This window comes from Enterobacter sp. WCHEn045836 (assembly GCF_003965585.1).
Lineage (GTDB): Bacteria > Pseudomonadota > Gammaproteobacteria > Enterobacterales > Enterobacteriaceae > Enterobacter > Enterobacter dissolvens.
The window spans coordinates 178,659-198,757 of sequence record NZ_RXPT01000003.1; the positions used below are offsets into that span (position 1 = coordinate 178,659).

Genomic DNA, 20,099 nt, shown 5'->3' on the forward strand with positions numbered 1-20,099 from the left:
TTTATCCCATTTTTTGCAGCGTCAGCTGTCAGGGATACTCACTGTCGGCACGCTTGTCAATCCGCTTAGCACAATGTGGCGATAATCACCCGGTCTGCGTTGAAATATGCGGTAACCACAGCACCTTCTTCTAATTCCTGCGCCTCGCTTAAGGCAACCGTCGCGCATAACATCTGTCCGTCCGGCAGGGTCATCAGCACCTCACACTGCGCTTCGCCGCGTTCGATATGGCGGATGGTACCCTGCAGCTGGTTGTCTGCCGCTTTGGCGCATTCGGCATCGCGCGTCACTGCGACCCACGGCGCTTTCAGCAACACCAGTACCTCCTTGCCTTCATCCAGCCCCAGACGCTCTCCGCTTTGGGTCGTCACGGCGGCCTTCAGGCGGGTGGTGCCGTCGGCAAGCAGGATCTCGATATGTTGCTGCACCTGCCCGTTATCGCGTGCGGTGACCGTGCCAAACCACTGGTTGCGGGCGCTGGTCTGGAGTGAGAAGCGAGAAATGGCGGCTAACAGGCTGTCCAGCGGGAGGTTATCATCGTCACTTAGCACATCGAACGCTTTCTGCTGGATCTGGGCCAGCAGGTCATAAAGCTGAATCAGACGCTGGCCGTAACGGGTCAGCACGGCGCCACCGCCCCCTTTGCCGCCCGTGGCTCGCTCAACCAGCATCTGCTCGCTCAGGGTATTCATGTCGTTGATCGCATCCCAGGCGCTTTTATAACTAATGCCCGCGTTTTTTGCCCCCTGGCTTATTGAACCCGTTTGTTCTATTTGTTTAAGCAGGGCGATACGTCGCGGATCGGCGAAAAGCTTCTGCTGAAGTCGTAGGGTAAGGAGAATTTCAGCCTGCATAACGGAGTGTCCTGACAAAAGGGCTATTGTGAACCAAATGGCACAGGGCGCAAAGGGCACCGCACAAAAGGGGATGTTTTTCTTACTTTTCAGGGTAGAATAAGCCGTCCACAATATCTGGAGAAAACCATGTTAGAGTTGTTGAAAAGTCTGGTATTCGCCGTGATCATGGTACCAGTAGTGATGGCCATCATCCTCGGTGCCATCTACGGCCTGGGTGAAGTGTTCAACGTCTTTTCGAACATTGGTCACAGAGACCGCGCTAAAAAGCAGCACTGATTCCCCACAAAACGCCCGGCTTGCCCGGGCGTTTTGCTCTCAAGTATTTTTCGTCATCGCCGATATCATTTAAAGCATCCGGTAATTGTACCTCTTGATCGGTACGATTTAACGCTGGGATCTCTCCGGCGTTGTCGTTATATTATTGCGTATATAACGAAACGCACAGGAGCTACAGATGGCACGTACAGGGTTACGCTTTTTCGCAGGGGCAACGCTGGCACTTTCGCTGACCGGACACGCGCTGGCCGACGAAGGTAAAATCACGGTTTTTGCGGCGGCGTCGCTGACGAATGCGATGCAGGATATTGCCGCTGCGTATAAAAAAGAGAAGAACGTCGACGTCGTCTCCTCTTTTGCGTCCTCTTCTACACTGGCGCGCCAGATAGAAGCGGGGGCACCGGCCGATCTGTTCATCTCTGCCGATCAGAAATGGATGGATTACGTGGTTGAGAAGAAAGCCGTGGATACGACAACCCGCGAAACGCTGCTGGGGAATAGCCTTGTCGTGGTCGCGCCAAAAGCCAGTCCGCAGGGTGACATCACCATCAACAAAGAGACTCACTGGACGCGTCTTCTGAACGGTGGCCGCCTGGCGGTGGGCGATCCGGACCATGTACCGGCTGGGATTTACGCGAAAGAGGCCCTGCAGAAGCTGGGCGCGTGGCAGACACTGTCTTCAGATCTGGCGCCGGCGGAAGACGTACGCGGTGCGCTGGCACTGGTGGAACGCCATGAGGCTCCGCTGGGCATTGTCTACGGCTCGGATGCCGTTGCCAGCAAGGGTGTCAAAGTGGTTGGCACGTTCCCGGAAGACGCCCACAAAAAAGTGGAATATCCTGTTGCGATTGTTGATGGACATAAAAATGCGACCGTGACGGCCTTCCAGGCGTACCTGAAGGGGCCGGAAGCGTCCGCAATCTTTAAACGTTATGGATTTACGACTCACGAATGATATTGACCGATCCTGAATGGCAGGCTGTACTGCTGAGCCTGAAAGTCTCTTCCCTGGCGGTTGCGCTAAGTTTGCCCTTTGGGATCTTCTTTGCCTGGTTGCTGGTGCGCTGTAAGTTTCCCGGCAAAGCCCTGCTTGACAGCGTTCTCCATCTTCCGCTGGTGTTGCCACCCGTGGTGGTGGGGTATCTGCTGCTGGTGTCCATGGGGCGACGCGGGTTTATCGGCCAGTGGCTGTACGACTGGTTCGGGCTGACCTTTGCCTTTAGCTGGCGCGGTGCGGTGCTGGCCGCGGCGGTGATGTCATTTCCGCTGATGGTGAGGGCTATCCGCCTGGCGCTGGAAGGGGTGGATATCAAACTGGAACAGGCCGCCCGCACGCTGGGTGCCGGGCGCTGGCGCGTCTTTTTCACCATTACGTTACCGCTCACGCTGCCGGGCATTATTGTCGGTACGGTACTGGCCTTTGCCCGTTCGCTGGGTGAATTCGGTGCCACCATTACCTTTGTTTCGAACATCCCCGGTGAAACGCGGACGATCCCTTCGGCCATGTATACGCTGATACAGACGCCGGGTGGCGAAGGTGCTGCGGCACGTCTGTGTGTTATCTCAATTGTGCTGGCGCTGATATCGCTGCTGGTCTCTGAATGGCTGGCGCGACTCAGCCGCGAGCGGATGGGGAAATAGTTATGCTGGAACTCCATTTCACCCAGACGCTGGGAAACCACACCCTTACACTGAACGAGACGCTGCCCGCCACCGGTATTACCGCCATCTTTGGGGTCTCCGGCGCCGGGAAAACCTCGCTCATTAATGCGATCGGTGGCCTGACACGCCCTCAGGCAGGGCGCATTGTGCTGAACGATCGCGTCCTGAATGACGTTGAAAACAACATTTACCTGACGCCGGATAAACGGCGTATTGGCTATGTGTTTCAGGATGCGCGGTTATTCCCACACTACAGCGTGCGCGGAAATCTGCGTTACGGCATGGCCAAAAGCATGGCCGCGCAGTTTGACAAGCTGGTGGCGCTGCTGGGCATTGAGCCACTGCTTGACCGGTTGCCTTCCTCGCTCTCCGGCGGTGAGAAACAGCGGGTGGCGATAGGGCGCGCGTTGCTCACCGCCCCCGAACTCCTGCTGCTTGATGAGCCGCTGGCCTCGCTGGATATTCCGCGTAAACGTGAACTCCTGCCGTATCTCCAGCGCCTGGCGCGTGAAATCAAGATCCCGATGCTGTACGTCAGTCACTCCCTGGATGAAATTCTGCATCTGGCGGATAACGTACTGGTGCTGGAAAACGGCAGCGTAAAGGCGTTTGGCAATCTTGAAGAGGTCTGGGGCAGTAGCGTCATGCACCCGTGGCTGCCCCGTGAGCAGCAGAGCAGCATCCTGAAGGTGAGCGTGCTGGAGCACCATCCGCATTACGCGATGACCGCCCTGGCGTTGGGCGACCAGCACCTGTGGGTGAATAAAATCGACAAGCCCCTGCAGTCGGCGCTGCGTATTCGTATTCAGGCGTCGGATGTCTCTCTGGTTTTACAGCCTCCGCTGCAGACCAGTATCCGAAATATCCTGCGCGCGAAGGTCGCCGAGTGTTTTGATGATAACGGTCAGGTAGAGGTGCAGCTTGAGGTGGGGAGCAGGACGCTCTGGGCACGGATCAGCCCGTGGGCCAGGGATGAGTTAGGGATCAAACCTGGCCTGTGGCTTTACGCGCAAATCAAGAGCGTCTCCATTACCACCTGATTACAGCAGGTGGGTATAAATGTACTGCGCGATGCTGTCGGTGGTGTTATCGCCAATCACCACGTTAGCGCGCGCTTTCACCGCGTCATCGGCATTGCCCATTGCCACGCCCGTTCCGGCGGCTTCCAGCATGCTGATGTCGTTGTAGTTATCGCCAAAGGCGATCACATCCTGCATTGACCATCCCTGAGACTCCACGAACTGCGTCAGGCGCTTGCCTTTACTGTTGCCTTTGCGGGCGATATCCACCTGGTCATGCCAGGACCATTCACACTCCAGCCCCAGCGTCTGTTCAACATGTTTCGCGAAGGTATTCAGTTTGGTGGTGTCTTCATCGGTCAATGCGAATTTCCAGATAGCTTCCACATCCTGAGCCGCCTGGCGCAGGGAGGAGACCTGGGTAAAGACCGGACGCTGCGCTTCTGGCAGAGACTGAGCCCAGTTGGTGGTGCGGATAACGTGGCCAGTCGGGCGCTCATAGACCATCGCATTATCGACATACATCAGGCCGTGGATGGCATGTTCATCCAGCAGATCAATTAACTGCAATGCCTGGGGAACCGGCAGCGGGTCGGATTCTAAAACCTTTTTTGCCTGATAATCATACAAATAAGTGCCATTACAACAAATTGCAGGTGTATCTAACGCCAGTGCCTGATAAAAAGGGTGAATGGCAACGTGATGTCGACCCGTTACGATAAGGAGTTGATATCCCACTTCCTGTGCGCGTTTAAGCGCTTCAAGGGAGGAGGGGAGAAGGGTTTTTTGCGGCGTCAGTAAGGTACCGTCTAAATCCAGAGCAATCACACGCGAGGTCATTTGTTTTTCCGGGTTAATATTGAATTTACGATCTGATGGGATGGTACACCGAGAGGCGAACGCGTCAAAACTCCCGTCGACAATTCAGCATTCACCGTCAAAAGTTAACTACTTTCATGCGCAGTGAGGAGTGAATATTCATGAAACAAACCGTTTATACCGCCAGTCCTGAAAGCCAGCAGATCCACGTCTGGCGTTTAAATGCCGAGGGGACCCTCACGCTGGTGCAGGTTGTTGATGTGCCAGGTCAGGTACAGCCAATGGCGATCAGTCCGGATAAACGTTTCTTGTACGTGGGTGTGCGCCCGGAGTTTCGCGTGCTGGCCTACCGCATCTCTCCGGATGACGGCGCGCTGACTTACACTGCGGAGGCGCCATTGCCGGGTAGCCCAACCCACATCTCAACCGATCGCAAGGGCAACTTTGTTTTCAGCGGCTCCTATAACGCGGGCTGTGTCAGCGTGACGCGTCTGGAAGAGGGCATTCCGGTCGACACCGTGGATGTGGTGGAAGGTCTGGAAGGTTGCCACTCGGCAAATATCTCTCCGGACAACCGCACGCTGTGGGTACCGGCGCTGAAGCAGGATCGAATCTGCCTGTTTACCCTGAGCGACGATGGTCACCTGGTGGCGCAGAATCCGGCGGAAGTGACGACCGTTGAAGGTGCGGGTCCACGTCATATGGTCTTCCATCCGAATCAGCAGTACGCCTACGTGGTGAACGAGCTGAACAGCTCGGTGGACGTCTGGGAACTGAAAGATCCTAACGGCCAGATTGAGTGCGTGCAGACGCTGGATATGATGCCGGCTGATTTCTCCGACACCCGCTGGGCGGCGGATATTCATATTACGCCGGATGGTCGCCATCTCTACGCCTGTGACCGTACTTCCAGCCTGATCACCATCTTTAGCGTTTCGGAAGACGGCAGCGTGCTGGCAGTGGAAGGCTTCCAGCCGACGGAAACGCAGCCGCGTGGCTTTAATATCGATCACAGCGGTAAATACCTGATTGCAGCGGGGCAGAAGTCTCACCACATCGCGCTGTACGAAATCAAAGGCGAGCAGGGCCTGCTGGAAGAGAAAGGGCGCTATGCGGTAGGCCAGGGGCCAATGTGGGTAGTGGTCAACGCTCACTAAGCGGCTTAAAACAAAAAAACCTCGCGAACGCGAGGTTTTTTTATGCCCGGTGGTACGGCATTAACGGACAGGCCGGGTAAGGCGAAGCCGCCACCCGGCAAAAAAAGATTACTGCTTCGGCTCAGCAACCACTTTGCTACCCAGACCGCGGTTGTTGTATTCCCACATGCGGTTGAAGTTAGCGTCGTTCAGGTTGCGCTGCACGTTTCCTTTATCGTCCACAGAACCGGTATTGCCGGAGAACGGACGTTTGGAGATGGCGGCATCACCCCATGGTTTTGCCATGTTGAAACCTTCGTTGATGACGCTGTCACGGATCACGACCTGGCCGTTGGTTGCAGAGTCCACATCCAGGGAGCGACCCAGCTGCGCCACGCCGTCACCGGCGGCGTTGAAGCGGCTGTTGACGGCGAGGAAGCCGTAGAACAGGTTTGACTGTGTCGCTGGCGCAAACACGTAACCTTCCTGCTGGGTACGGGAGTTCACGACGCGGAAATCGGTGTTATCAAATACCACTGCGCCACGACCGGAGACCAGATCCACGTCACCTTCGATGTAGCTGTTGGTCACCAGCGTACGGGTCAGACGGTTATTCTGCAGGGTGTTCTGTACACCGCTGTTGGTCACGAAGAAGGTGTTCTGACGACCCAGAATGTTCACGTTATTGAGCTGCACCTTGTCGCCATCGCTACGCAGCGCCACGGCCTGGTGGTTACCCGCATCAACGCTGTCGCCCAGGGTGTTCTGAATGGTCAGGTTCTGCAGCTGCAGACCGTTGTTCTGAGACCAGACGACCGCAGAGCACATCACGCCAATGGTGGCGGAACGCTTGCTCTGGCAGTTATCAAACATATACCAGGCCGGTTTGCCAGGCATGTATTTACCCGCCGGGTTGACCAGGTGACGCCAGGTAGTGCTGTCGATTTCGGAATCAATCGCCAGACCAATTTTAACGTCGATGGCTTTTTCACCCAGACCGTAAAGGGTGATGCTGCCCGGTGCTGCCGGAACGTAAACGGTACCTTCATATTCACCAGGCATGATCGCGATGTACTGGCGAGATGCGCTGTGTTTGGTGATGGCAGCGTCCACCGCAGCCTGAATAGAGGTGTGCGTCACGCCCTGCGCGCCTGCCGGACCCACAACAAAGTTTGGCTGCTTCGGCAGGTTAATAGAAGACGGCGTCCACGGTGCTGCGTTTGGATCCATCGCGGAGAAGTAGTGCGCGCGATCGAAGTTTTTCGCTTCATCAGCGGACAAAATCGGACGGGATGCGGTGCCTGGCGCGACCTGCTCAGAAGGTCGCTGATCCGGTGGCGTTGAACTGCATGCGGATAATGTCACGCCAAAGGCGAGTGCCAACGCCAGACGGGAAATCCTGGAAATGTTCAAGGTGAAGCTCCTGGGTATGCAAGTCTTAAACGAGATAGACGAAATAGCCTGCTTTTTTATACTAAGTTGAGCGAAACGGGAAGATAAAAAGGGGAAAAGTTGCATTTTTCGCCCGCAGGCGGCGGGAAAGTCGTCACAAATAAATAACATTTTCATAAAGGCGGTTGACAGCAGCCAGCAGATGAAAATAAATGTCTATACAACCCATGACAAGTGAAAGGCTTATGCTGCAACTTCATCCCGACGATGTGATATGGCGAAATGCGCGACTGGCGACAATGGTTCCTGGTGAAGAATCTTATGGCCTGCAAGCGCATCATGCCCTTGTGGTGCGCGGTCAAACCCTTCTGGCCGTCATTCCTGAAGCAGATCTCGCTTCCGGGCATGATAAATGCGTCGATCTCGGTGGACGCCTGGTCACGCCGGGTCTTATCGACTGCCATACCCACCTTGTGTTTGGCGGCAATCGCGCGGCGGAGTGGGAGCAGCGTCTCAACGGCGTCTCCTATCAGACCATCAGCGCACAGGGGGGCGGAATTAACGCCACCGTCTCGGCAACCCGCGACAGTTCGCCGGAAAAGTTGCTTACACTGGCGCAGCAGCGGCTGGAGCGGTTAATGAATGAAGGGGTGACCACCCTGGAAATCAAATCCGGCTACGGTCTTAACGCCGCGGCTGAAGAAAAAATGCTGCAGGTCGCACACCAGCTCAGCCTGAGTAATCCGGTTGAGATCAGCCCAACCCTGCTGGCGGCACATGCGGTTCCGGCGGAATACCGCCACGATCCAGACGCGTACCTTACCCTGGTGTGCGAGCAGATCATGCCCGACCTGTGGCAAAAAGGGCTGTTCGAAGCCGTGGATGTGTTTTGTGAAAACGTCGGCTTCACGCCAGCACAAACCGAGCGGCTTTTCCTGGCCGCCAGCGCACGGGGTATTCCGGTGAAAGGGCACGTGGAGCAACTTTCTAACCTGGGCGGTGCGGCGCTGGTCAGCCGATTTAAAGGGTTATCTGCCGATCATATCGAATACCTGGATGAGGCCGGTGTTCAGGCCATGGCGCAAAGCGGCACGGTTGCGGTACTGCTGCCCGGCGCGTTCTATTTTCTTCAGGAGCGTCAGCGTCCACCGGTTGAACAGCTCCGGGCGCAGGGCGTACCGATGGCGGTCGCCACAGATTACAACCCCGGCACCAGCCCGTTCGCGAGCATTCATCTGGCCATGAACATGGCCTGTGTACAGTTTGGCCTGACGCCTGAAGAGGCCTGGGCTGGCGTCACGCGGCACGCCGCGCAGGCGCTGGGGCGTGGCACAACGCACGGGCAGTTAAAGGCTGGTTTCATGGCTGATTTTATCGTCTGGGATGCAGACCATCCGGTAGAAATGGTTTACGAGCCGGGACGCAATCCGCTGTATCAACGCATTTTCCGTGGGGAGGCAGTATGACGTTATGGCGGCCCGTAGCCGAAACGGTCTGGCAGGGGCGAGACGACAGCGCCGAGGCCAGCAACGCAAAACGGATTTTTCAGACCATACGCCAGCCGTCGCAATTTACCCCGGTTTCATCCGCGATTGCGCTGATAGGCTTTGCCTGTGATGAAGGGGTGAGGCGTAATCAGGGCAGGCAGGGTGCGGCGCAGGCTCCCGACGTGCTGCGTAAGGCGCTGGCGAACATGGCAACGCATTCCGGCCACGAACGGCTGGTGGACATGGGGTCGGTTTACGTTGAGGATGACCACCTGGAAGAGGGCCAACAGGCACTGAGCGATGCTGTGGTCACCTGTCAGCAGGCTGGCATGCGTACGCTGGTGTTGGGCGGCGGACACGAGACCGCCTGGGCCCACGGCCGTGGTATTCTTGAGGCGTTCCCGAATGAGCGCGTGGCGGTCATCAACCTGGATGCGCATCTTGATTTGCGCAAGGCCGAACGGGCCACCTCCGGCACCCCGTTTCGTCAGCTGGCGAACTACTGTGCTGACCACGCGCGGGAATTTCAGTACGCCTGTTTTGGCGTCAGCCGCGCGGCGAACACCCAGGCGCTGTTTGACGAGGCTGAACGGCTTAACGCCACGCTGGTGGACGATCTGCATTTCCACCGGGATGCGCTATCAGCGCTGGAACAGGTGCTGGCGCAGGCAGATCGTGTTTACCTCACCATTGATCTGGACGTTCTGCCCGCAGCCGAGATGCCCGCCGTGTCAGCCCCCGCAGCGTTAGGCGTCCCGGCGCGGGATCTCCTGCCCGCGATCGAGCGCATTTGCCGTAGCGGAAAACTGCAGGCCGCCGATCTGGTAGAATTTAACCCACACTACGATCGGGACGGACAGGGGGCGAAGCTTGCCGCCCGTCTGGCCTGGCAAATTGCTCACTGGTGGGCATAACAACATTTAAGGAGTCACGATGTTCTCACGCTCACCTCAGCCGCCGTCCGGCTCTCCCGCACCTTTCTACGAAAAGGTGAAGCAGACGATCAGCGAAAAAATCGCCACCGGCGTCTGGCGGCCGCATGACCGCATTCCCTCTGAAGCCGATCTGGTGGCGCAGTTTGGCTTTAGCCGGATGACCATCAACCGGGCGTTACGCGAGCTAACCGACGAAGGCCTGCTGGTGCGTCTGCAGGGGGTCGGGACGTTTGTGGCGGAGCCGAAAGGACAATCGGCGCTGTTTGAAATCCGCAGCATTGCGGACGAGATAGCGTCGCGAAACCATCAGCACCACTGCGAAGTGCTGGTGCTTGAAGAGACGCAGGCCAGCGCCGAGCAGGCTGCGGTACTGAACGTCAAGGAGGGAACCCGGATCTTCCATTCCGTAATGGTGCATTTCGAAAATGACGTGCCGGTGCAGATTGAGGATCGCTGCGTAAACGCCGAACGGATACCGGACTATCTGGACCAGGATTACACCCAGACCACGCCGCATGCCTTTCTCTCGCTTGTCGCACCGCTGACGGAAGGGGAGCATATTGTGGAAGCGGTGCGCGCGACGCCGCAGGAGTGCGAGCTGCTGCGTATCAAAGAGCACGATCCCTGCCTGCTGATCCGCCGTCGCACCTGGTCATCCACGCAGATTGTGTCGCATGCAAGACTGCTGTTCCCCGGTAGCCGCTATCGGTTGCAGGGCCACTTTATGTCATAAGTTTTAAAAGCGTGATAGCTAACGCAATATAACAAAATTGTATCTTTTTTGTTAAATCTGACCTTGTGTGTGCTTGTCTATACAAGTATATCTAAATGCATCATCTGTCCCGTATGAGGAGCACACAATGTCGTCAGGTAAATACCGTCAGCAGGATGTCCGCGCCGCGCGCGGCACCACCCTTACCGCCAAAAGCTGGCTCACCGAAGCACCACTGCGCATGTTGATGAACAACCTTGATCCTGAGGTTGCGGAAAACCCCCACGAACTGGTGGTGTACGGCGGCATTGGCCGCGCCGCGCGCAACTGGGAATGCTATGACGCCATTGTTAAGGCCCTGACCGAACTGGAACACGACGAAACCCTGCTGGTGCAATCCGGCAAGCCGGTCGGCGTGTTTAAAACCCACAAAAACGCGCCGCGCGTGTTGATTGCCAACTCCAACCTGGTCCCACACTGGGCGACCTGGGAACACTTTAACGAACTGGATGCCAAAGGGCTGGCGATGTATGGCCAGATGACCGCGGGTAGCTGGATCTATATTGGCAGCCAGGGGATTGTGCAGGGCACCTATGAAACCTTTGTCGAAGCCGGTCGTCAGCACTACAACGGCTCGCTGAAAGGCCGCTGGGTACTGACCGCGGGGCTGGGTGGCATGGGCGGTGCACAGCCGCTGGCCGCGACGCTGGCTGGCGCCTGCTCGCTGAACATCGAATGCCAGCAGAGCCGCATCGATTTCCGTCTGCGTACACGCTATGTTGACGAACAGGCCGACAGCCTCGATGACGCGCTGGCGCGTATCAAAAAATACACTGCGGAAGGTAAAGCGGTGTCTATAGCGTTGTGCGGCAACGCGGCAGAGATCCTGCCGGAACTGGTGGCCCGCGGCGTGCGTCCCGATCTCGTCACCGACCAGACCAGCGCCCACGATCCGCTGCACGGTTATCTGCCAAAAGGCTGGACGTGGGAAGCCTACCAGCAAAAAGCAGAAACCGATCCTGAAGGCACGGTACTGGCCGCTAAGCGTTCAATGGCAGAGCATGTATCCGCCATGCTGGCGTTCAGCGAGATGGGCATTCCGACCTTCGATTACGGCAACAACATCCGCCAGATGGCAAAAGAGATGGGCGTAAATAACGCCTTTGATTTCCCGGGATTTGTTCCTGCCTATATTCGTCCGCTGTTCTGTCGCGGTATCGGTCCTTTCCGCTGGGTAGCCCTGTCCGGCGACCCGGAAGATATCTACAAAACCGATGCCAAAGTGAAGGAGATTGTCGCGGATGACGAACACCTGCACCACTGGCTGGATATGGCCCGCGAGCGCATTAACTTCCAGGGCTTGCCGGCGCGTATCTGCTGGGTTGGGCTGGCGTGGCGGCAAAAGCTGGGTCTGGCTTTTAACGAAATGGTGCGCAGTGGCGAAGTGTCTGCCCCGATTGTGATTGGTCGCGACCATCTGGATTCTGGCTCCGTCGCCAGCCCGAACCGCGAAACCGAAGCCATGCGCGACGGCTCAGACGCGGTCTCCGACTGGCCGCTGCTGAATGCCTTACTCAACACTGCCAGCGGCGCGACCTGGGTATCGCTGCACCACGGTGGCGGCGTGGGAATGGGCTTCTCCCAGCATTCCGGGATGGTTATCGTCTGTGACGGAACGGATGAAGCCGCCGCGCGTATCGCCCGCGTGCTGCACAACGACCCGGCAACCGGTGTGATGCGTCACGCGGATGCGGGTTACGAGATTGCCATTGAATGTGCCACAGAGCAGGGACTGAACCTGCCGATGATCCCTGCCACACAAGGAAAGCATGAATGAACGCGTTAACACTCACTCCCGGCTCACTGACGCTCAAACAGCTGCGAAACGTCTGGCGTCAGCCGGTTACGCTCTCGCTGGATGAAAGCGCCCATGCCGCCATTAACGACAGCGTGGCCTGCGTTGAAGCCATCATTGCTGAGGGGCGTACCGCCTACGGTATCAACACCGGTTTTGGTCTGCTGGCGCAGACGCGCATTGCCACGCACGATCTGGAAAATCTCCAGCGTTCGCTGGTGCTTTCCCACGCCGCAGGCGTTGGCCAGCCGCTGGACGACGAGATTGTCCGTCTGATGATGGTGCTCAAGATTAACAGCCTGGCGCGCGGCTTCTCCGGCATTCGTCTGAGCGTGATCCAGGCCCTGATAGCGCTGGTGAACGCGGAAGTCTATCCATGGATCCCCGCCAAAGGCTCTGTTGGCGCCTCTGGCGATCTCGCCCCGCTGGCGCATATGTCACTGCTGTTGCTGGGGGAAGGCCAGGCGCGCTGGCAGGGAGAGTGGCTCCCGGCAAAAGAGGCGCTGAAAAAGGCCGGGCTAGCGCCAATCACCCTTGCGGCAAAAGAGGGGCTGGCGCTGCTTAACGGCACGCAGGCCTCCACGGCCTTTGCGCTGCGTGGTCTGTTTGAAGCCGAAGATCTGTTCGCCTCGGCCGTGGTGTGCGGTGCGCTGACCACGGAGGCGGTGCTGGGCTCGCGTCGTCCGTTTGACGCGCGTATTCATGACGTACGCGGCCAGCGCGGGCAAATTGACGCTGCCGCAATGTATCGCCATCTGCTGACGGAGACCAGTGAGATTGCTGATTCGCACCATAACTGTGACAAGGTACAGGATCCGTACTCGCTGCGCTGTCAGCCCCAGGTGATGGGCGCGTGTCTGACGCAGCTGCGCCAGGCCGCAGAAGTGCTGCTGGTGGAAGCCAACGCGGTGTCCGATAACCCGCTGGTGTTCGCCCAGGAAAACGAGGTGGTCTCCGGTGGTAACTTCCACGCCGAGCCCGTGGCGATGGCGGCGGATAACATCGCGCTGGCGATTGCCGAAGTGGGCGCCTTGTCCGAGCGTCGTATCGCGCTGATGATGGATAAGCATATGTCCCAGCTGCCACCGTTCCTGGTGCGCAACGGCGGGGTGAATTCAGGCTTTATGATTGCCCAGGTGACGGCCGCAGCGCTGGCGAGCGAAAACAAAGCGCTATCGCATCCGCACAGCGTGGACAGCCTGCCAACCTCTGCCAACCAGGAAGATCACGTCTCGATGGCGCCGGCTGCCGGGCGTCGTCTGTGGGAGATGGCCGCCAATACCCGTGGCGTGCTGGCGGTGGAATGGCTGGCGGCGTGTCAGGGGATCGATCTGCGTGAAGGGCTGAAGTCCAGCCCGCTGCTGGAGCAGGCACGTCATGCGCTGCGTGAGCACGTATCGCATTACGATGATGACCGCTTCTTTGCGCCGGATATTGATAAGGCGATGCAGCTTCTGGAAGAAGGGCGTCTGGTGGGGTTGTTGCCGCCGGTGTTGTGATATTTTGCCCTCACCCTAACCCTCTCCCACAGGGAGAGGGAATTGTCAGGTTTTCTCCCTCTCCCTGTGGGAGAGGGCCGGGGTGAGGGCATCAGCCCGCACGATTACGAATACATCGCCGTAATCGACGCGCTCCCCAGCGAATGGAAATGCACGTTAAACCCTACCATCGCGCCGCTCGCCCCTTCGTCGACCTCAATCTTCTCTACATCCAGCGCGTGCACCGTGAAGATATAGCGGTGCGTTTCTCCTTTTGGTGGCGCGGCGCCACCGTAACCGGCTTTACCAAAATCGGTGCGCGTCTGAATGGCACCTTCCGGCAGGGCGACCAGGTCGGAGCCGGAACCCTGCGGCAGGACGCGCGTATCGGCAGGCAGGTTGGCCACAATCCAGTGCCACCAGCCGGAGCCGGTTGGCGCATCCGGGTCGTAGCAGGTGACCACAAAGCTTTTGGTGCCCGCCGGTACATCGTCCCACGCCAGGTGCGGAGAGATATTATCTCCCTGATACCCCATGCCGTTGAAGACGTGGCGCTCAGGCAGTTTTTCGCCGTCGCGCAGATCTTTACTGATGATTTTCATACGGTTTGCCCTCGTTATTCACTCGTTCAGGAAGTGTAACGCATAGGGTCAAATCGTGAAATGCGCCGGAATGTTAACGGCTTCTACTACCGCGGCGGTTAACGTGCGTAGCTGTTCAGCCGTGATGATATACGGCGGCATCAGGTAGATAAGTTTGCCGAAAGGCCGCACCCAGACCCCCCGCTCTACAAAGAAACGCTGCAGCGCCGCCATATTCACCGGATGGGTGGTCTCAATCACGCCGATGGCACCCAGTACGCGGACGTCCGCCACGAAATTCGCCCCCGAGGCGGCGCTCAGCTCTTCTTTCAGCTGCGCCTCAATCGCCGCCACCTGCGTTTGCCACTCGCCGTTTTGCAGGATCGCGAGACTTTCGTTTGCCACCGCGCAGGCCAGCGGATTGCCCATAAAGGTCGGGCCATGCATAAAGCATCCCGCTTCGCCGTTGCTGATGGTGTCGGCCACCTGGCGGGTAGTGAGGGTGGCGGAGAGCGTCATGGTGCCGCCGGTCAGCGCTTTCCCCAGGCACAGGATATCCGGTGTGATATCCGCATGTTCGCAGGCAAACAGCTTACCCGTGCGGCCAAACCCGGTGGCGATCTCATCGGCAATCAGCAGAATGCCCTCGCGGTCACACATTTTACGAATGCGTTTTAACCACTCGGGATGGTACATGCGCATCCCGCCAGCACCCTGAACAATCGGTTCGAGGATCACGGCGGCAATCTCATGGCGGTGGGCGGCCATCAGCCGCGCAAAGCCGACCATGTCCATTTCATTCCACTCACCGTCGAAACGGCTCTGCGGGGCCGGGGCAAACAGGTTTTCCGGCAGATACCCCTTCCACAGGCTGTGCATGGAGTTATCCGGATCGCACACCGACATCGCGCCAAAGGTATCGCCATGGTAGCCGTTGCGGAAGGTCAGGAACCGCTGACGGGATTCCCCCCTGGCATGCCAGTACTGCAGTGCCATTTTCATCGCCACTTCCACCGCCACCGAGCCGGAGTCGGCAAGGAATACGCACTCCAGCGCATCAGGCGTCATCGCCACCAGACGACGGCAGAGATCAACCGCCGGTTGATGGGTAATGCCGCCAAACATCACATGCGACATCTGGTCAATCTGCGCTTTCATCGCGGCATTCAGACGCGGATGGTTGTACCCGTGAATGGCCGCCCACCAGGATGACATACCGTCAACCAGCGTCTCACCGCTGGCAAGCTGCAGTTCGCAGCCGTGGGCCGAGGCCACCGGGTAGACCGGGAGCGGGCGGGTCATGGAGGTGTAAGGGTGCCAGATATGCTGCTGGTCGAAGGCGAGATCGTCCTGGGTCATAATCGACTTGTAAACCATTTTGAAAAGTTTTAGGTTTACGAGTATAAACCGAACCGAAAATTAACAAAACCCTTTGGAGAAGCCCCATGGCTCACCACGCACGCTGGACGATGTCGCAAGTCACTGAATTATTCAATAAACCTTTCCTGGAGCTGATGTTCGAAGCCCAACAAGTGCATCGTCAGCACTTCGATCCGCGCCATGTTCAGGTCAGTACGCTACTGTCGATCAAGACCGGCGCCTGCCCGGAAGATTGCAAATATTGCCCGCAGAGCGCGCGCTATAAAACCGGGCTGGAATCCGAACGTCTGATGGAAGTGGAGCAGGTGCTCGACTCCGCGCGTAAGGCGAAAAACGCGGGCTCTACCCGTTTCTGCATGGGGGCGGCATGGAAAAATCCACACGATCGCGACATGCCGTACCTGGAACAGATGGTGAAAGGGGTCAAAGAGATGGGGCTGGAAGCCTGTATGACCCTCGGCACGCTGAACGAAGAGCAGGCGCAGCGCCTGTCTGCTGCAGGGCTGGATTACTACAACCACAACCTCGACACCTCGCCAGAGTTTTACGGCAACATCATCACCACCCGTACCTATCAGGAGCGTCTGGATACGCTGGACAAAGTGCGCGAAGCGGGCATCAAAGTGTGCTCGGGCGGGATTGTGGGGCTGGGTGAAACGGTGAAAGATCGCGCCGGTTTGCTGCTGCAGCTGGCGAACCTGCCGACCCCACCGGAAAGCGTGCCAATCAACATGCTGGTGAAGGTCAAAGGCACGCCGCTGGCGGATAACGAGGATGTCGATGCGTTTGATTTTATCCGCACCATCGCGGTCGCGCGCATCATGATGCCAACCTCATACGTCCGCCTTTCTGCCGGTCGCGAACAGATGAACGAGCAGACGCAGGCGATGTGCTTTATGGCTGGCGCTAACTCCATCTTCTACGGCTGCAAGCTGCTGACCACGCCGAACCCAGAAGAGGACAAAGACGTCCAGCTGTTCCGCAAACTGGGGCTGAACCCGCATCAGACCGAGGTGCTGGCGGGAGATAACGAGCAACAGCAGCAGCTGGAGCAGCAGATTTTCAACGCCGATACCGAACAGTTTTACAACGCGGCATCCGTATGACCTGGCAGGCTCGTATTCAATCCGCGCTGGAAGCGCGCCGGGCACGGGACGCTTTTCGCGTTCGCAGGGTAGTGGAAAACGGTGCAGGTCGTTTTCTGACCCACGCCCGGCGGCAGTACTGTAATTTTTCCAGCAATGATTATCTCGGCCTGAGCCAGCATCCGGCGATTGTCCGCGCCTGGCAGCAGGGGGCGGAACACTACGGCGTGGGCAGCGGCGGTTCGGGGCACGTCAGCGGCTATACGACAGCACATCAGGCGCTGGAAGAGACGCTTGCCGACTGGCTGGGCTATCCGCGCGCGCTGCTGTTCATCTCCGGCTTTGCCGCCAATCAGGCGGTGATTGCCGCGCTGATGGGCAAGGACGATCGTATCGCCGCGGACCGCTTAAGCCATGCCTCCTTGCTGGAGGCGGCGAGTCTCAGCCCGGCACAGCTGCGGCGCTTTGCCCACAACGATGCGCTTTCGCTCGCCACGCTGCTGGATAAACCCTGTGCCGGACAACAGCTGGTGGTGACGGAAGGGGTGTTTAGCATGGATGGCGACAGCGCGCCGCTTCGTGCGCTGTCTGACGTTGCGAAACAGCAAAACGCCTGGCTGCTGGTGGATGATGCCCACGGTATTGGCGTGATGGGGGAGGAAGGTCGCGGTAGCGCCAGTCAGCAAGGCGTGAAGCCGGAACTGCTGATCGTCACCTTTGGCAAAGGCGTTGGCGTGAGCGGGGCCGCCGTACTGTGCAGCGAGTCCGTTGCCGATTATCTGCTGCAGTTCGCCCGACATCTGATTTACAGCACCAGTATGCCGCCTGCGCAGGCGGTGGCGCTCTCTGCCTCGCTGGAGGTGATCCGCGGTGAAGAGGGGGCTGAACGGCGCGCGCGTCTGGCAGAACATATTCAGCGTTTCCGGCAGGGTCTGGATCGGCTTCCTTTCCAAAGCACCGATTCGCAGAGCGCCATCCAGCCCGTTATCGTGGGGGAAAACGGCCGCGCGCTCGTGCTGGCACAGACGCTGCGCGAACGGGGAATGTGGGTCACGGCCATCCGTCCGCCCACCGTGCCGCCGGGTACGGCGCGTCTGCGCCTGACGCTGACGGCGGCGCACACAGCGGAAGATATCGATGCGCTGCTGGAGGCTCTCCATGTCGCCAGTCAATAAACAGGCCATTGCGGCGGCATTTGGCCGGGCTGCGCGCAGTTATTCGCAGCATGATGAGCTTCAGCGTCAGAGCGCTCAGGGGCTGCTTGAGCTACTCGGTGAGCGCGGTTTTCCGTACGTCCTGGATGCCGGATGCGGCCCCGGCGGTAACAGCCGCTACTGGCGCGACGCGGGAAGCCACGTCACCGCACTCGATCTCTCTGAGCAGATGCTGTTCGAGGCGCAACAGCAGCAGGCGGCGGACCGCTATCTGTCTGGCGATATTGAGTCGCTTCCGCTGCCGGATGCGCAGTTCGATCTGGTGTGGAGTCACCTGGCGGTACAGTGGTGCAGCAGCCTTTCGCAGGCGTTAAACGAGCTGTATCGCGTGGCGCGTCCGGGCGGAAAGGTGGCCTTTACTACCCTGCTGGAAAGCTCGCTGCCCGAGCTGAATCAGGCGTGGAAAGCGGTAGACGAACAGCCGCACGCCAACCGCTTTTTAGCGTATGACCAGGTGACGGACGCGCTGACGGGCTGGCGCTTTCGCAGCCAGGTGCAAACCATCACGCTGAACTTTAGCGATGCGTTCAGCGCCATGCGCTCGCTGAAGGGCATTGGCGCTACGCATCTGCATGCCGGACGCGAGAGAAAACCACTCACGCGCGGGCAGTTGCAGCGTCTGGAGCTGGCCTGGCCGCAGCGGCGGGGCACGTTCCCGCTCTCTTATCAACTCTTTCATGGGATTATCGAACGTGACTGAACGTTATTTTGTCACCGGAACGGATACCGAAGTGGGTAAAACGGTGGCCAGTTCCGCGCTGTTGCAGGCGGCTCGTCTGCAGGGCAAAACCACCGCCGGGTACAAGCCCGTCGCCTCCGGAAGTGAGATGACGGCACAGGGATTACGCAATACCGATGCGCTGGCGCTACAGCGTAACAGCACGCTGCCGCTGGACTATGCGGCGGTGAATCCCTACACCTTTGCCGAGCCGACGTCGCCGCACATTATTAGCGCCGACGAAGGCCGCCCCATCGCGTTTTCCGTGCTCTCGGACGGCCTGCGCGCACTGGAACGCCAGGCTGACTGGGTGCTGGTGGAAGGGGCGGGCGGCTGGTTTACGCCGCTGTCGGACGAGCTGACGTTTGCTGACTGGGTCCAGCGCGAGCAGCTTCCGGTGATCCTCGTGGTCGGGGTGAAGCTCGGCTGTATCAACCACGCCATGTTAACGGCACAGGCCGTTCAGCAGGCCGGGCTGCGTCTGGCGGGCTGGATAGCCAATGACGTGGTCGCACCCGGTAAGCGTCATCAGGAGTATCTGACCACGCTCAGGCGGGTGCTTCCCGCGCCGTTCCTTGGGGAGATCCCGTGGCTCGCGGACGGTGCTGAGCACGCCGACACCGGGCATTACCTCGACCTCAGTGCCTTGCTTCCCGCGACATCCAGTGGGCAATAAGCTCGTCATCCAGCTCGGTAACGTGGCCCTGGGCCACGTTACGCCCGCGATAAAGCATACAGAAGCGATCCGCTACCCGGCGGATAAACGACAGCTGCTGCTCGGCTAATAACACCGTCATCCCCAGCTCACGATTGAGTCGCGCCAGCAGATGGCCCAGCTTCTGAGCAAAGCTGTACCCTGCGCCCTGCAGTGGCTCATCCAGAATCAATACCCGCGGTCGGTTGACCAGCGCGTTAGCCAGCGCCAGCTGATACTGATCGTCCGGGGAAAGCCCGTTCGCCCGAATCTGTCGCAGTGCCCACAGTTGCGGGAACAGGTCATAGACATCGCTTTTTGCGCCCGAGTCCGTTGCCCCCGTCGCCCGCATGGCGATGTGCAAGTTTTCCTCAATGGTCAGTTGCGAAAAAATCCGTCGGTCCTGTGGCACGTAGCCAATCCCCGGCAGCACGCGTTGATCCGGCGTCTGACGCAGTAAATCGCAGGGTGGCGCACCGGCTTCGTGCCAGACGATGGTTCCGCTCTCGACCGGTAACGCGCCGGTGATGCAGTTGATGAGGGTGGTTTTCCCCATGCCGGGCAGGCCAACCACCCCTGTGCATAAGCCCTGTGGTAAATCCAAATCGACATTCCATAGCGTATGTTGGTTTCCGTAAAACTGATTGACTGCACGCAGACTCAACATCTTTCTCTCCTTAAAAAGGTATGTGGGTGAGGCTCGTTAATGAATCTGCAAATCTCCTGCCAGAACCGTTGAACTGATTAAAAAAGCGGCTTTTTTAGGATAACGCCGTCGCAAAACGACCGATCGATAACC

Annotated in this window: 20 protein-coding genes; 14 read left to right on the forward strand and 6 right to left on the reverse strand. The window is 58.5% G+C overall.

The features are described 5' to 3' along the window. Window positions 1-65: 65 nt before the first annotated feature. Window positions 66-854 carry a molybdenum-dependent transcriptional regulator gene (gene modE, locus EKN38_RS05235; protein WP_014831128.1) on the reverse strand — a complete coding sequence of 263 codons (789 nt, stop codon included), beginning with the start codon at window positions 852-854 and terminating at the stop codon, window positions 66-68. A 129-nt stretch (window positions 855-983) separates the two neighbouring features. On the opposite strand from modE, the gene EKN38_RS05240 reads away from it, so the two are divergent. The 4 genes from EKN38_RS05240 to modC all read left to right on the forward strand — a co-directional run bounded on the left by EKN38_RS05240 (window position 984) and on the right by modC (window position 3,835). Further along, window positions 984-1,133 carry an AcrZ family multidrug efflux pump-associated protein gene (locus tag EKN38_RS05240; RefSeq protein ID WP_013097516.1) on the forward strand — a complete coding sequence of 50 codons (150 nt, stop codon included), beginning with the start codon at window positions 984-986 and terminating at the stop codon, window positions 1,131-1,133. Between the two features lie 178 nt (window positions 1,134-1,311). Beyond that, window positions 1,312-2,088, forward strand: coding sequence for a molybdate ABC transporter substrate-binding protein (gene modA, locus EKN38_RS05245; protein ID WP_014831129.1), 777 nt, complete (start codon window positions 1,312-1,314; stop codon window positions 2,086-2,088). Beyond that, a complete protein-coding gene (gene modB / locus EKN38_RS05250; RefSeq protein ID WP_013097514.1) occupies window positions 2,085-2,774 on the forward strand; it encodes a molybdate ABC transporter permease subunit in 690 nt (229 codons plus the stop codon). The genes modA and modB overlap by 4 nt, the downstream gene beginning before the upstream one ends. A gap of 2 nt (window positions 2,775-2,776) precedes the next feature. Next, a complete protein-coding gene (modC, locus tag EKN38_RS05255; RefSeq protein ID WP_014831130.1) occupies window positions 2,777-3,835 on the forward strand; it encodes a molybdenum ABC transporter ATP-binding protein ModC in 1,059 nt (352 codons plus the stop codon). Here modC and EKN38_RS05260 read toward each other — a convergent pair whose 3' ends face one another. Continuing rightward, window positions 3,836-4,654, reverse strand: coding sequence for a pyridoxal phosphatase (locus tag EKN38_RS05260; protein WP_014831131.1), 819 nt, complete (start codon window positions 4,652-4,654; stop codon window positions 3,836-3,838). It lies immediately after the preceding gene. Window positions 4,655-4,794: 140 nt separating this feature from the next. On the opposite strand from EKN38_RS05260, the gene pgl reads away from it, so the two are divergent. Then, complete coding sequence (pgl, locus tag EKN38_RS05265; RefSeq protein ID WP_038986076.1) at window positions 4,795-5,790, forward strand: 6-phosphogluconolactonase; 996 nt, start codon at window positions 4,795-4,797, stop codon at window positions 5,788-5,790. 108 nt (window positions 5,791-5,898) lie between these two features. Here the strand turns inward: pgl and EKN38_RS05270 are convergent, their stop codons facing one another. Next, entirely contained in the window at window positions 5,899-7,182 is a 1,284-nt protein-coding gene (locus EKN38_RS05270; RefSeq protein ID WP_014831133.1) for a putative acyl-CoA thioester hydrolase, read from the reverse strand. Window positions 7,183-7,406: 224 nt separating this feature from the next. Here EKN38_RS05270 and hutI point away from each other — a divergent pair, with 224 nt between their 5' ends. From hutI to hutH, 5 genes are all read left to right on the forward strand, one after another. Next, the gene (gene hutI / locus EKN38_RS05275) at window positions 7,407-8,627 is read left to right on the forward strand and encodes an imidazolonepropionase (RefSeq protein WP_043951584.1); all 1,221 of its coding nucleotides are present in this window, start codon (window positions 7,407-7,409) and stop codon (window positions 8,625-8,627) included. Then, window positions 8,624-9,562 carry a formimidoylglutamase gene (gene hutG, locus EKN38_RS05280; protein ID WP_014831135.1) on the forward strand — a complete coding sequence of 313 codons (939 nt, stop codon included), beginning with the start codon at window positions 8,624-8,626 and terminating at the stop codon, window positions 9,560-9,562. Before hutI ends, hutG begins: the two co-directional genes overlap by 4 nt. A gap of 19 nt (window positions 9,563-9,581) precedes the next feature. Beyond that, window positions 9,582-10,316, forward strand: a complete 735-nt coding sequence (locus EKN38_RS05285) for a histidine utilization repressor (RefSeq protein ID WP_014831136.1) — start codon at window positions 9,582-9,584, stop codon at window positions 10,314-10,316. A gap of 127 nt (window positions 10,317-10,443) precedes the next feature. Further along, a complete protein-coding gene (hutU, locus tag EKN38_RS05290; protein WP_014831137.1) occupies window positions 10,444-12,132 on the forward strand; it encodes a urocanate hydratase in 1,689 nt (562 codons plus the stop codon). Beyond that, complete coding sequence (gene hutH, locus EKN38_RS05295) at window positions 12,129-13,649, forward strand: histidine ammonia-lyase (protein ID WP_014831138.1); 1,521 nt, start codon at window positions 12,129-12,131, stop codon at window positions 13,647-13,649. The genes hutU and hutH overlap by 4 nt, the downstream gene beginning before the upstream one ends. A 104-nt stretch (window positions 13,650-13,753) precedes the next feature. On the opposite strand, the gene EKN38_RS05300 is transcribed toward hutH, so the two are convergent. Beyond that, window positions 13,754-14,230: a kinase inhibitor gene (locus tag EKN38_RS05300; RefSeq protein ID WP_014831139.1), complete on the reverse strand. Its 477-nt coding sequence runs from the start codon at window positions 14,228-14,230 to the stop codon at window positions 13,754-13,756. A gap of 48 nt (window positions 14,231-14,278) precedes the next feature. Next, window positions 14,279-15,586, reverse strand: coding sequence for an adenosylmethionine--8-amino-7-oxononanoate transaminase (gene bioA / locus EKN38_RS05305; protein WP_096928650.1), 1,308 nt, complete (start codon window positions 15,584-15,586; stop codon window positions 14,279-14,281). Between the two features lie 68 nt (window positions 15,587-15,654). Here bioA and bioB point away from each other — a divergent pair, with 68 nt between their 5' ends. From bioB to bioD, 4 genes are read left to right on the forward strand one after another with little or no spacing between them, the layout of a single operon-like run. Further along, window positions 15,655-16,695, forward strand: a complete 1,041-nt coding sequence (bioB, locus tag EKN38_RS05310) for a biotin synthase BioB (protein ID WP_014831141.1) — start codon at window positions 15,655-15,657, stop codon at window positions 16,693-16,695. Beyond that, window positions 16,692-17,849, forward strand: coding sequence for an 8-amino-7-oxononanoate synthase (gene bioF, locus EKN38_RS05315; RefSeq protein ID WP_014831142.1), 1,158 nt, complete (start codon window positions 16,692-16,694; stop codon window positions 17,847-17,849). Before bioB ends, bioF begins: the two co-directional genes overlap by 4 nt. Continuing rightward, window positions 17,833-18,588 carry a malonyl-ACP O-methyltransferase BioC gene (bioC, locus tag EKN38_RS05320; RefSeq protein ID WP_014831143.1) on the forward strand — a complete coding sequence of 252 codons (756 nt, stop codon included), beginning with the start codon at window positions 17,833-17,835 and terminating at the stop codon, window positions 18,586-18,588. The genes bioF and bioC overlap by 17 nt, the downstream gene beginning before the upstream one ends. Next, entirely contained in the window at window positions 18,581-19,282 is a 702-nt protein-coding gene (gene bioD / locus EKN38_RS05325; RefSeq protein WP_014831144.1) for a dethiobiotin synthase, read from the forward strand. Before bioC ends, bioD begins: the two co-directional genes overlap by 8 nt. On the opposite strand, the gene EKN38_RS05330 is transcribed toward bioD, so the two are convergent. Beyond that, window positions 19,245-19,967: an ABC transporter ATP-binding protein gene (locus EKN38_RS05330; RefSeq protein ID WP_014831145.1), complete on the reverse strand. Its 723-nt coding sequence runs from the start codon at window positions 19,965-19,967 to the stop codon at window positions 19,245-19,247. The two genes, bioD and EKN38_RS05330, sit on opposite strands and share 38 nt — an antisense overlap. Window positions 19,968-20,099: the final 132 nt, after the last annotated feature.

What these genes read in the sequence shown, in the direction of transcription:
- EKN38_RS05330 (WP_014831145.1), bottom strand. Translation starts at nt 19,967, where the DNA reads ATGTTGAGTCTGCGTGCAGTCAATCAGTTTTACGGAAACCAACATACG.
- hutG (WP_014831135.1), top strand. Translation starts at nt 8,624, where the DNA reads ATGACGTTATGGCGGCCCGTAGCCGAAACGGTCTGGCAGGGGCGAGAC.
- hutI (WP_043951584.1), top strand. Translation starts at nt 7,407, where the DNA reads ATGCTGCAACTTCATCCCGACGATGTGATATGGCGAAATGCGCGACTG.
- hutU (WP_014831137.1), top strand. Translation starts at nt 10,444, where the DNA reads ATGTCGTCAGGTAAATACCGTCAGCAGGATGTCCGCGCCGCGCGCGGC.
- modA (WP_014831129.1), top strand. Translation starts at nt 1,312, where the DNA reads ATGGCACGTACAGGGTTACGCTTTTTCGCAGGGGCAACGCTGGCACTT.
- modE (WP_014831128.1), bottom strand. Translation starts at nt 854, where the DNA reads ATGCAGGCTGAAATTCTCCTTACCCTACGACTTCAGCAGAAGCTTTTC.
- pgl (WP_038986076.1), top strand. Translation starts at nt 4,795, where the DNA reads ATGAAACAAACCGTTTATACCGCCAGTCCTGAAAGCCAGCAGATCCAC.
- EKN38_RS05300 (WP_014831139.1), bottom strand. Translation starts at nt 14,230, where the DNA reads ATGAAAATCATCAGTAAAGATCTGCGCGACGGCGAAAAACTGCCTGAG.
- EKN38_RS05260 (WP_014831131.1), bottom strand. Translation starts at nt 4,654, where the DNA reads ATGACCTCGCGTGTGATTGCTCTGGATTTAGACGGTACCTTACTGACG.
- bioF (WP_014831142.1), top strand. Translation starts at nt 16,692, where the DNA reads ATGACCTGGCAGGCTCGTATTCAATCCGCGCTGGAAGCGCGCCGGGCA.
- bioC (WP_014831143.1), top strand. Translation starts at nt 17,833, where the DNA reads ATGTCGCCAGTCAATAAACAGGCCATTGCGGCGGCATTTGGCCGGGCT.
- EKN38_RS05240 (WP_013097516.1), top strand. Translation starts at nt 984, where the DNA reads ATGTTAGAGTTGTTGAAAAGTCTGGTATTCGCCGTGATCATGGTACCA.
- bioB (WP_014831141.1), top strand. Translation starts at nt 15,655, where the DNA reads ATGGCTCACCACGCACGCTGGACGATGTCGCAAGTCACTGAATTATTC.
- bioA (WP_096928650.1), bottom strand. Translation starts at nt 15,586, where the DNA reads ATGGTTTACAAGTCGATTATGACCCAGGACGATCTCGCCTTCGACCAG.
- modC (WP_014831130.1), top strand. Translation starts at nt 2,777, where the DNA reads ATGCTGGAACTCCATTTCACCCAGACGCTGGGAAACCACACCCTTACA.
- hutH (WP_014831138.1), top strand. Translation starts at nt 12,129, where the DNA reads ATGAACGCGTTAACACTCACTCCCGGCTCACTGACGCTCAAACAGCTG.
- modB (WP_013097514.1), top strand. Translation starts at nt 2,085, where the DNA reads ATGATATTGACCGATCCTGAATGGCAGGCTGTACTGCTGAGCCTGAAA.
- EKN38_RS05285 (WP_014831136.1), top strand. Translation starts at nt 9,582, where the DNA reads ATGTTCTCACGCTCACCTCAGCCGCCGTCCGGCTCTCCCGCACCTTTC.